The 11,973-nt window shown below is 37.6% G+C and carries 10 protein-coding genes and 1 rRNA gene; 3 read left to right on the top strand and 8 right to left on the bottom strand.

From position 1 onward, the window contains the following. Nucleotides 1–40 precede the first annotated feature (40 nt). On the bottom strand, nt 41–1,036 hold the full coding sequence (locus tag H589_RS0106740; RefSeq protein ID WP_027721314.1) for a tetratricopeptide repeat protein: 996 nt from the start codon (nt 1,034–1,036) through the stop codon (nt 41–43). A gap of 415 nt (nt 1,037–1,451) precedes the next feature. Between H589_RS0106740 and H589_RS0106745 the strand changes: the two genes are divergently transcribed. From H589_RS0106745 to H589_RS0106755, 3 genes are read left to right on the top strand one after another with little or no spacing between them, the layout of a single operon-like run. Beyond that, entirely contained in the window at nt 1,452–2,687 is a 1,236-nt protein-coding gene (locus H589_RS0106745) for a M48 family metallopeptidase (protein ID WP_027721315.1), read from the top strand. 10 nt (nt 2,688–2,697) lie between these two features. Further along, nucleotides 2,698–3,360, top strand: coding sequence for an L-fuculose-phosphate aldolase (locus H589_RS0106750; RefSeq protein ID WP_027721316.1), 663 nt, complete (start codon nt 2,698–2,700; stop codon nt 3,358–3,360). A 3-nt stretch (nt 3,361–3,363) separates the two neighbouring features. Continuing rightward, nucleotides 3,364–3,975 carry a MarC family protein gene (locus tag H589_RS0106755; RefSeq protein WP_027721317.1) on the top strand — a complete coding sequence of 204 codons (612 nt, stop codon included), beginning with the start codon at nt 3,364–3,366 and terminating at the stop codon, nt 3,973–3,975. 12 nt (nt 3,976–3,987) lie between these two features. Here the strand turns inward: H589_RS0106755 and H589_RS0106760 are convergent, their stop codons facing one another. From H589_RS0106760 to rrf, 7 genes are all read right to left on the bottom strand, one after another. Then, the gene (locus H589_RS0106760) at nt 3,988–5,136 is read right to left on the bottom strand and encodes a hybrid sensor histidine kinase/response regulator (protein WP_169433110.1); all 1,149 of its coding nucleotides are present in this window, start codon (nt 5,134–5,136) and stop codon (nt 3,988–3,990) included. 365 nt (nt 5,137–5,501) lie between these two features. Beyond that, nucleotides 5,502–6,047: a chemotaxis protein CheW gene (locus H589_RS0106765; protein WP_027721319.1), complete on the bottom strand. Its 546-nt coding sequence runs from the start codon at nt 6,045–6,047 to the stop codon at nt 5,502–5,504. A gap of 89 nt (nt 6,048–6,136) precedes the next feature. Beyond that, the gene (locus tag H589_RS0106770; RefSeq protein WP_027721320.1) at nt 6,137–8,128 is read right to left on the bottom strand and encodes a HAMP domain-containing methyl-accepting chemotaxis protein; all 1,992 of its coding nucleotides are present in this window, start codon (nt 8,126–8,128) and stop codon (nt 6,137–6,139) included. A gap of 246 nt (nt 8,129–8,374) precedes the next feature. Beyond that, on the bottom strand, nt 8,375–8,719 hold the full coding sequence (locus tag H589_RS0106775; protein WP_027721321.1) for an Hpt domain-containing protein: 345 nt from the start codon (nt 8,717–8,719) through the stop codon (nt 8,375–8,377). A gap of 68 nt (nt 8,720–8,787) precedes the next feature. Then, nucleotides 8,788–10,443: a glycosyltransferase family protein gene (locus H589_RS0106780; protein ID WP_027721322.1), complete on the bottom strand. Its 1,656-nt coding sequence runs from the start codon at nt 10,441–10,443 to the stop codon at nt 8,788–8,790. A gap of 97 nt (nt 10,444–10,540) precedes the next feature. Beyond that, nucleotides 10,541–11,119, bottom strand: coding sequence for a pentapeptide repeat-containing protein (locus H589_RS0106785; RefSeq protein ID WP_027721323.1), 579 nt, complete (start codon nt 11,117–11,119; stop codon nt 10,541–10,543). A gap of 635 nt (nt 11,120–11,754) precedes the next feature. Continuing rightward, nucleotides 11,755–11,869 (bottom strand): 5S ribosomal RNA (rrf, locus tag H589_RS0106790). Nucleotides 11,870–11,973: the final 104 nt, after the last annotated feature.

Here is an 11,973-nt window from a genome sequence, read left to right on the forward strand (position 1 = left end):
GGGGATTCTTCCTATTTTACGACCTGACAGAAAAATATTTCTAAAAATCTAATTTGATAGTTTTAGAATTCTCTGTTTTTTTAGCAGGACCTTTTTTCTTTACGGATTTAGCTGCAGGTGTACCTCCAGCCGAACCATCAAGATTGAAAGTTGTTCCACTCTTTTCTGCTCCAGCAGATTTAGCTTTGCTTTTAGCTGCCAGAAGCTCGCTAGAAGTGGCACCGGGCTTATACCCGCGCCCAAAAACCTTCGGACCGAGTTTATCTGAAATTTTCTTTGCCTCACGGTTCAACGGATTAAGTTTAATAGCTGCTGCCGATGCATCATAAGCCTCGGTATACATTCTTTTAGCTAGAAATAACTTGGCCTGCCGCACGAAAAGACTTTCATTCGCCCCGAAACGCCTAACTATATCTTTAATTACAGCAAGAGCTTTATCTTGCTCAGTCTGCATTTCCCACGCAAGGAGAAGAGAAATATAAGGTCGGCTATCAGATGGTGTTTGAGCAATGGCGCGTTCCAGATATTCTACCCCGTCAACAGGATATCCACCTTTAACCAGCCTGCTGCCCACATCCTGTAAAAGTCCGCGTTCTTCGGGAAAGGCCTCAGTAATTTTTCTAAAATACTTTTTGGCATCATTAATGTTTTTTTCAGCCAGAGCCTTTTGACCTCCAAGAACATACTTATCAATCTGATTCTTTTGCTTTCTTATTTTTTCAACAGCAGCTTTTTCAAGAGCGTCCTTAATCGTGTCATGAATTTTAAGTAGCAAAGCAGCAAGTTTTTTCTCCTGCCCTTTTGTATACTTAAGTCCTCGAGGCAAAACACGCTTAAGCTCTTCCATTGATAGCAGTTGACGAAAAACCTCATCTGCAAGAATTCCAATTTCAAATTTCTCACGGCCGAACACTTTACTTGAAGCGAGTTCATCAAGTGAAAGACTCAATGCATGCAAACAGCGCAGGTAATCTTTCCGCTGTCCATACGCCTTCGCGCGAGCAATATTTTCTTTGATGCTCTTTGGTGAACTCATACCTGCCGACTCCCGGTCAAAAACATATTTTAATCCCTAATAATATTACTGATAACAATCATGTATCTACTAAATACTATCAATTTATTACACTTTAGCCAAACTATTCCCAAATATACCAGAGAGCAAGATTAAAGCAAGTACGCCTGAACTTATGCTTTATAACAAGTGATACAGGTTAAGTTTTTCATAATATAAACAAAAAATCATTCATGCTAGTCTTCAATATTTTACGTAATAACTGTTCTTGTCAAGAAACATAGGCAAAGTACCCACTTTTTTGTGCTAAATCTCGTCACCCCAAAAGGCGTACTCAGTCTAATTGACTGAGGAGTTCACAGAGGGTAATACGCCTCGGATAGATTATTTTTAGATTTTATTAATTCTTAAATCGAAACAAAGGCAAGCTGAACTGATGAATATATATTTATTTATTATTTTATTCTCCATAGCAGGAGCATGCGTACTCGGAATAATTGCCCGCAGGTTGAACATTCAGGCTCTTTCTCCTGTTTTACCTCAAGAATTTAATGGAATTTTTGATCCGGAAGAGTACCGAAAATCTCAAGACTATACTAAAGCCGGAACTGGACTTGAAAATATTTCAAGCTCTTTTATGACACTGGTTACAATATTTTTTATCCTATGTGGAGGATTCAATATCCTTGATCTTTGGGCTGGATCATTTGGATATGGACCGATTGTTACTGGACTGATTTTTTTTGCTGGGCTGGCAGTTCTCAGTGATTTAGTCTCTTTACCTTTTTCCCTCTACAGCACTTTTGTCATCGAAGAGAAATTTGGCTTTAACAAAACCAACCTTAAGACTTTCATTCTGGATAAGTTAAAAGGATACATCTTAGGAGGAATTATTGGAGGAGTCATTCTCAGCGGTGTACTGCTCTTTTTTAATGCGACAGGCTCATTAGCATGGCTTTGGTGCTGGATCTTCACAATAGTTATAACCCTTGCCATTCAATATATAGCTCCCACATGGATTTTACCCCTCTTTAATAAATTTACTCCTATCGAAAATGGGGAGCTCAAAGATAAGATCGAGAATTTTGCAAAGGCCAACGGGTTTAAGATTTCCGGAATATTCATGATTGACGGTTCTAAGAGATCCACTAAAGCCAATGCGTATTTCACCGGATTTGGAAACAAAAAAAGAATAGCTCTCTTCGACACTTTAGTTGAATCTCTCAGTACTGATGAAATCGTTGCTGTGCTTGCTCATGAGATAGGGCACTGTAAGCTGGGACATATCCGCAAGATGCTGCTTATTAGTATCGCCAACACAGGAATTGTTTTTCTGCTTATGTCTTTTTTTCTAAACAACAGGGAACTTTTCTCGGCATTTAGTATGGACCATATTTCCGTACATGCCGGGCTTATTTTTTTCGCACTACTCTACACTCCGGTATCAATTGTCCTTTCAATATTCAGCAATATTCAATCTCGTAGACACGAATATGAAGCTGATAATTTTGCAGCCGCAACAACCAAAGAGCCATTATCATTAGTAAGTGCTCTTAAGAAACTGTCCGTCAGCAATCTTTCAAATTTAACACCTCATCCATTTTATGTCTGGCTTGAATACAGTCATCCACCGGTTCTCAAAAGAATAGAAAACCTTCAGAATCAGAAATAAGGCGAAATCAATGCTGCTGAAAAGTGAAAGGGAACTTGTTATAAAATATGGTCTTAGAATGCTTGAAGCCGGTCTTACAACAGGAACTGGCGGTAACCTGAGTGTTTTGAATCGTAAAAAAGGCTTACTGGCAATTAGCGCAAGTGGTCTGGATTACCGTGAGACAACTCTGGATGATGTAGTGATCATGAATCTTGAAGGTGAAATTGTCGAATCTAAACGCAAACCTTCAAGCGAAGCAGGATTCCATACTGCCCTGTATAAAAAAAGATCTGATATCAACGCAATAGTTCATACCCATTCAGTATATGCAACTACAGTTGCCTGTCTTAATATGGAACTCCCTGCTGTGCACTATCTGGTAGGCTTTGCAGGCAATAAAGTCCCTCTAGCCCCTTATGCGACATTTGGGAGCGCACAGCTGGCAGAAAACGTATCTGAAACCATTAAAAATTTTAATGCTGTTCTTCTCGCCAACCATGGCCTAATCTGTATTGGTCATGAAATTAAAAATGCTTTTGATGCTGCTGAAGAACTGGAGCTGGTAGCCAGAATTTATATTCAAGCACTTTCAGCAGGTAAACCGGTTATTGTACCAGATGTAGAAATGGAAAAAGTTATCGACAAGTTTTCTACTTATGGTCAAGCAGGTGGCAAGGAAAGCAAAGGTTAACAAATGGATACTCAATCCTTGAATGCCATATTCGAAATTGCATTTCCGCTATTTCTGATCATGGACCCGTTAGGCAACCTTCCGGTATGCTTATCAATGCTCAAAGAGTTTACACCATCCCAGCAACGTAAAATTCTGTTCAGAGAACTACTTTTTGCATTGGGAATCATAATTTTGTTTATGTACTTAGGTGCCGGACTGATGAAAATGCTAAGCATCCACCAGTCCACACTACGCATAGCTGGTGGGGTAATCCTTTTTATCATTTCTATGAAAATGATTTTTCCGAAACCGGATATATCCTCTACTGAAGTAGAAAAAGACCCTTTCATAGTTCCCATTGCCGTACCTTTATTTGCTGGCCCATCTCTTCTTGCTGCGGTGATGGTTTACGGATCAAGAGGTGATACGGACTTAAAAGTTCTGACAGGTACAATGCTGGCTTGGGGAATGACATTCATCATTATGATGACCGGGCCGACATTATCACGGATACTTGGTAAAAGAGGATTACGAGCCTGTGAGCGGCTTATGGGATTAATTCTAATTCTTTTGGCAGTTCAAATGCTTGAGGATGGCATTGCGTATTACATAGGTAATGTACTTAACAGATAAAACTGTACAAAACTAAATTTCGTACTTCTTAAGAGTTAGATCAATAACAGATTTAAGATCATCCCCCCTTATGGGCTTTGAAACAAAATCAGCAACACCGAGCTCATCCATCTTCTTAAAATCACTATCATCACCATAAGCACTCATTACTATAATGGGAACCTGACTATTACTAGATTCATTTTCCCGAATCATACCTATAGCTTCATATCCGTTCATTTCAGGCATCTGGATGTCCATCAGTACTAAATCATACTGCTGTTCTCTAATACAATTTAACACTTCAAGCCCATTACAGGCTGTACGGACAGAATGCCCCCATGACTCTAGATGTCTCCGCATGGTGACTTGGCTGCGAATATCATCTTCTGCCAGTAAAACTGATAATTTTTTAACATCACTACCGTTTGACGATACCGTGCTGGTGCTTCTATTCTCTGTAGACTCTATTTTATAAGGATAGCTACTGGATTTACCACAAATATCTCGCAAAAAAGAATCCACAGTATCTTTAAGTCGATGCACAGAGATGTTGCATTTATCAACATATTTTTGAATATCTATTGGTAAACTGGAATCTTCAAGCACTTTCAAGCTTCCAGTCATACCGGCTAACGGAGTTCGTAACTCATGTGCAAATACATCAAACAAGTCATTGTCAAAAATATTTCGGTGATCACTATGGCTGCAATCCTCAGCTCCGATATCCTTGATTTCACTGATATCAACAACGATTCCTGAAATGCCGAGAAAAAGGCCATTCATATCTTCAATACTAGTCAAACAATGTTTAAAAAATAATTTTTTACCAAATGAGTTTTTAATCTCACTCTCGAAAGTATACACACCCTGACTTATAGACAACTTATTTAAAAGCTCACCACCGTTCTCTAGATCAGACAAATGAGAAAGTAATTTTTCATGCCATTTCCCTGTTGCATCAGGAAAACAGGATATGCCTAAATCACGACAAATTTCATTTGAAAAAAGAACCTTACCACGACTGTCTGTTCGATAATAACCAATTCCACCAAGTTCCAGCAGTCTCCCCTGGCTTAGTTCCTGTTTAGCCAGTTGATCATGTCCGGTATAATCAAGTTCATACAATAAATATAGAAATGAAAAAATAAGTACAGACATAGAAATTACTATGTATATCAAGTATACTCCGTGAAAAGCACTTGCGAGAATTATTACTGCCGTACAGACGGAGATTAATATATAATATATCTGTTTATTCATATTATAGTGCATTTATATTTAAATATATAATGTATGTTCAAAAAAATATAATGACAAATTTTCATACATAGTATTTTACCCGTGACAGCATGGCAAGTCTTTATCATTTTTTTGAGACATTTTTTTATTTATATTCTCAAATAATAAGCTTAACTACTATATTTACTAACCTCAATTATATATCTCAAAAAAAATACTCAATCATTTTAGCAAAAAATAATAAAAGTCCCACAACCTGATGCAGGAAGCGGGACAAATATTTATAATCTATTTTTAAGTAAAGATTATAGACTCAAAGTCATTCCTTGGGCAGAACTGAGCTCGTTAGAATCTATGTTGGAAGAATCATGATTTACATTTTTAAGCATTGCCAATTCTTCTACAGAAAGAATTTTATTTATATCAAGTATGATCACAAAGTCATCACTCTGCTTACCCATACCACGAATGAATTCAGTCTTAATGGTTGTTCCCATACGAGGAGGCTCTTCAATCATATTTTCTGTAAGCTCAATAACTTCTCGGACAGAATCTGCCAAAGCCCCCATAACCGTACTCTCACCATCAAATACGACTTCCACAATAATAATACAGGTATTAATCGTATCTTCTGTTCTACTCATACCGAATTTTAAACGCATATCAACCACAGGGACTGCGTGACCCCTTAAATTAATTACACCACGCATAAACTTAGGGGTTCTAGGAATTCGAGTGATTGGAGTCAACTCAAGGACCTCACGGACACTGGAAATATCCAGAGCGTAAATATCCTTATTCAGAGTAAATGTAAGATACTGATTTGTTGTGCTATTAATCTCAACACTCATCATAACACCTGCTTTTTTTATGGCTCACAAACTAAATAATCACTGATTGTTATACTATAATATAAAAAAAATGATTCTACCATATTTTATTAAAATTTTTCAAAATCTCCATCTGAAAAATCACTGCTCATATCCAGGCTGACACCTGAAGATTCAGTATGTGAAGTAGTCTTTTCTGCTGATGGTTGAGAGTGAAATCCTTTCGTAGGTGTTACCATTGATCGAGTGGTAGGCAGTGCTCTGACTGGTCTTTCTGATCTAGTTCCCACACGAAAGAAACTCATAACCTGCTGCAACTGTTCAGCCTGACTGGAAAGTTCTTCAGAAGTGGATGCCATTTCTTCGGAAGCTGAAGCATTTTGCTGAGTAACCTGATCAAGCTGCTGAACAGCTTTATTAATCTGTTCAGCTCCTGAAAGCTGCTCACTGCTGCCTGCTGCAATTTCTTGGACAAGTTCGGCAGTGCGCTTAATATCCGGAACAAGTAAAGTCAGCATTTCACCAGCCTTTTCAGCTACACTGACAGTACTAGAAGAAAGCTCTCCTATTTCTCCTGCAGCTTCCCCACTTCTCTCAGCCAGTTTTCTAACTTCAGCCGCAACAACAGCAAATCCTTTTCCATGTTCCCCGGCTCTAGCAGCTTCAATAGCAGCGTTAAGTGCCAGAAGATTTGTCTGGCGAGCAATTTCTTCAATAATTGAAATCTTTTCTGCAATATTTTTCATTGCATCAACAGCTTTAGAGACTGCAGCACCGCCATCTTCTGCCTGCTTTGAGGAAAGTAATGCTATCTGTTCAGTCTGCTGAGCGTTCTCTGCATTCTGTCTGATATTGGCCGTCATTTCCTCAATTGATGCAGAAACTTCCTCAACATTCGCAGCCTGCTCAGTTGAAGCCTGAGAAAGAGTTTCAGCTGTAGCTGAAAGTTCTTCACTGCCTGAAGCTACATTTTCAGAAGAACTGCCAACCTCTGCAACAACATCCGAGAGGCGAGCCACCATATCGTTTAGAGCGGCGGCCAGAATACCAATTTCATCCCGCTGTGTAATATCAAGAGTTTTAGTAAAATCACCTTGCGCCATGTTTTCAGCAAAAGAGACCCCTTTACGTACAGGTCCGGTTATTGCGCGCGTGACAGTAATTGAAATTAAAATACCACAAAAAAGAGCCAGAGCCAGACCACTCAAAATCAGAGAAAAAGAAGAGCTGATAACGCCTGAAGCAGAAGCCTGCTGTTCAACCATCATATGCTGACTAAGATCAAGAGCCTCTACCCCGATAGCAGCCATTGCCTTCAACTCAGTTTTTTGAATTTCACTTTTTTTAACTATAATATTAAATCCTTCAAGGTATCCTCGAGCAGCACTTTCTAAAGCGCTTATATCCCATCCTGATTTTTCAACCACCCAAGGATTTTCTCTAAGCCTATCACAAATACTGAGTATTGAATTTAAATTACTCCGTACCTTTGATACAGATTCGCTAGAACCTGTTCTAAGAAAACTTATACCTTCAACTCTTGTCTGCAGAAAGTATCTTTCGGCGTCCACTAGAGTCGTATATGCCAAAAAAGAATCAGAAGAATTTCCAATTTCCGCAACATTCGCCAAACTCTCCTGCATAAATTCTTTGCACTGATGCAACATTTGAGAAACAGCGACTTTAAGCCTATCGGCCTCAGCTACACAATTAGTTATGGCTTCCTTTTTATCATCTTCATACTTAATATAAGTCTTAAAAACATCTCCGTAGCTTATGGCACTATTTGAAATATTTGAAATATCATCGAGGCCTTCTCCAGAAAATATATTTTTATTCTCTGCGATATGACTACTTATTGAACCAATATTTTGTGAAAATTCTTTCTTGTAGTTATCAGTACCTTTAAGCGTATAATAAAGTACAGTTAAACGTGCCTTATACATATCAGTAACAGCCTTACTGACAACGTCAAGGCGGTTATTCTGTACTGAAACTTGATTAAGTCCATACCAACCAACACCGCCAACAGCTACTGTTAAAAGCAGAACAATAAGAAACCCACCACCAATTTTCCACCCAAGCTTCAGGTTGTTGAACATTTACATCTCCACTTTTATTAAAACTTTAGTTGGTCAACGACTTTATAATTGCATTCCTATTACTAATAACAAAGTAGAAGTGCAAGTACATAGTATTCTAATCACTCACTGCATTTGTATGATAAATAATACACTTAGACAATATCTCTTCTGAAATCGGAATAATTATGTAAAACTTTAGTATATGACCGAATAAACAGTTGCTGCTATAAATAAAATAGTCTGAAATTTATTTCTGAATGAAAACTATATTTGCAAAGTCTCGTTGATTGCGACTACAACCTTGTCAAGTTCTTTAAAAAGCGTAGGCATAATGTCATTAGCCTCACACAACTTACTTTTGCGAACGTTTTTCTCTACCTTCTCGGCTAATGACGTGACAATTTCAGCTCGTATAGTTGCTGAAATACCTTTCAAGGCATGAGAAAATTTAATGGCCTTAGGAATATCTGAATTCGCAAGAGCTTCTTTCAAAGACTTAGCCCTCGCAGGTGCATCTATAAGGTATACATTTAAAATTTCATTACCAAGTTCGACATCATCACCTAAGTGATTCAAAAAAGTCTTCTTATTAAAAACAACATTCGACATTACTATCCTCCCGTATCTCGGCAAACACGAGGTTAATTGAGTCACATTACTTTCGTATAATAGCATACTTAATCGTTATAAACTAATCTAAAATAACTAGGCAGATCAGATAAAACCTTACGTTTGAAAAAACGTTCTCGTCCAGCTTCTATAGCTAGGTTTCGCGCAAAATCTAAATCGTTTAGGCCCTCTGTTAAGCGAAATACTTTTAAATTAGTTATTCCAATATCTGCACATATATGCCAATCACGAGGGTGATGTAATGATAATTGACTTAAAAACCCCAAACGGGTTGGTTCTCCGCCCATCACATCTGCAAATATAAGATCAAGCCTTTTAAATACGGCAAGATTTTTTGGGTCGATATACAGAGCAGCAAAATAACAATCAGCAGCACAAGAAGGGATATCACTAGCTTCATTAAAAGCGACACCAGGTCGGAGAGTTATTCCATTCTTAAATAATTCATCTCCCCAAAACATCAACAATTCCAAAGTGTCCTTAGGTTTATTCTTCTTTTGATCATATACAGCAGACACATACGAAAACCACCATTTTAGAGCCAAATCATTCAAGCCTAAATGAACTGCACATAATGATGCGATCATATTAAAGTAACAATTTTTCGGAAAAATTTTCTTTTCAAAATATGGTTTAGCAATCAGTAAATATAATTCACGCAGATCAGCGCGAACTGATAGTCGAAAAAGAGCTGCATCACGCATCACGCCCATCTTACATGCTAAAAGTTTATTAATGAGGTTACCCCATTCTACAGTCATCCCGCCAGATTCGCCCAGAGAAGCACAAGCCAGATTCGCATATAGCTGAGCATCATCAATATCAACTTTGCGTTTTGAAATTCTTTTTACAAAGTCCAAAATACTTTTAGCTCTATTTACTGGAAGATGATCGCGCATAATGCGCTCATACCCTGCAAGGCCCAAAGATGCAGCATAAGAAGGATCCGCTTGGAGTCTGCTTAAAATTTCTTTTAATTCAAGAACATCTCTATAGACGATAATTTCTTTACCAATATCAAAAAGCTCTCCTAATTCCTCTCCAATATCCGGAGTAACCACTGCACAGCCACAAGAGCATGCTTCAAAAATTCGAAAATTAATTTCTCCAAAAATAGCTTCGTTAGGCACAATCCGAGTCTGACGATATACTTCCATCATCTGTGAATAATTTAAATCTTCAACTTGATGCAAATCAAAATGTGAATTCAAAAATTTAATAAACCATAGTCTGGATGGACGAGCTTTGGTAACCCTGCCGACAAATGTAAGACTGTGCGATCTAGATGAATACGGGATTAGTCCTCCAGTCGTACCGGACTGAATACCTAACCGTGCTCCCATCCATGGAATCCAGCATATTTCAGCTTCACAATTTTTCTTTAAAATCGGAACATATTTTTTTTGGGTAGTCAGCACACCATCAAACAAAGAACCATAAACACCGTGCCAGTGCATATTTAAGTGAGTATCAACTGACCAGAAGATCTTTATACAATCTATTTTATGCATCCCGCTTAAAAAAAGGCGTAACCCAAGAATTTCCTGCTGAAAAATTAAATCAGGTTTAAAACCCAGCTCATTAAGTTTTGAGGAGACATCAAGTTCATTATCGTAACTACGAATACAGCAGACCTCACAGCCAAGGGAAACAAAGGCATCAATCAATGGCTGTCGGCAGTTAATCAGGAAAAGCTTTTTCATAAATGTCTGTATATGCTAAGCGGTTATAACTTTAAACAAAATATATTGTTACACATCAAGGATTTTAATTACCACAAGCTTATAAAAATGATAAAAATTACTTAAGCACAATATCCAAGTTAGCTAAAAGAGAGACCGCTTCAGGCAATGAGAAAACAGTCTTGTTCAGTTTGTTTGTTTCAGCATTCATATAATAATTTCGTGATGTACTAAAGTCCGCACGAGTCAAATCGTTCTGATGAAACTGGCATTTAGATAAATCACAATTATCAAAAATAACACTAGAAAGTTTATTATGACGAAATGAGGCCTCGATTAACGAGCTGCTGCTGAACGTAACTTTAGTTAAATTCATATCACTAAAAGAACAGTTATCAAGTAAACAATTATCATAAGATGCAGTGATTACTATTCCAACACTGCCCCAATTAATGCCAAGAAGCTTTGAATCACAAAATTCTGTTCCAATAATCTTGGTATTGCAAAGCCGGGCCAAAGAAAGATTACATTCTTGAAAACGACAGCTTTCAAATTCACAATCTAAAAAATTAGTATATTGTAATGAGGATCTTATAAACGTGCATTCAAAAAAAGAAGTACCCAAAAAACTTTTATTTTTTAGATCTAATCCTCTAAAATTTACTTTTTCATAATGATCTTCACTAAAAATTTTCATTTTATCTTCTTCCTCATTCTCATAGAAAAGTTAGTGAGTAAATTTCAAGTGAGTAAAGTTCAATAGAGCAATGATATATCTGACTTGAGTTTTGACACTAATCACCTACTATATCTTCATCAACAACTTTTCTATAGTCTTCGCTACTCTCAGAGGCCTTGATTAACTTGATGCACTATTGCTGTTTTATATAAGATTTGGCCTTCATCTGGATCTAAGGATACAATTTACCATAGGATTCCTACTCGTAACTTATACCAAAGGGAGTGCAGAAGACTGAGGGTACTACGCTTTTAGAGCTAATCAGAAAATTAATAGCTGACATTTAATCAATCGGACGAGAATTAAAACTATCTTTGTTTAAAAGACTAAAGTCGTAGTAGCTATGTAGTTGCATGGGATTTAAATTTATAATTCATATGAATATTATCAAGTTTCATATGACCAACTTACAGCCCCTCAAATTCTAACTTTACTTTATAAAAAATTATCTCCCAACTCCTATCCCCCTCCCTAGCTAGCTCATTAACATCCAGGGTGAATAGACTAATCGAGTATATTTAGCAGAACGCAAGAAGCCCCGTACAACGTAGTTGTACGGGGCTTGGCTGCCCTTTTTACAGGGCGAAAAAAAGTCCTTGCGACGACCTACTTTCCCACTAGCTACCTAGCAGTATCATTGGCGATGGAGGGCTTAACTTCCGAGTTCGGAATGGGGTCGGGTGTGGCCCCTCCTCAATGGTCGCAAGGACAAATTCCTTGGTCAAAAACTTTGGACCGTGCGTGGTCCTTGGTTATTAACTATAAATATATAGTTAATAGGGAAAGAAGAAAGATAAGTCGCACGATTTATT

Source organism: Maridesulfovibrio zosterae DSM 11974 (genome assembly GCF_000425265.1).
In the GTDB taxonomy this organism is placed as follows: Bacteria; Desulfobacterota; Desulfovibrionia; order Desulfovibrionales; family Desulfovibrionaceae; genus Maridesulfovibrio; species Maridesulfovibrio zosterae.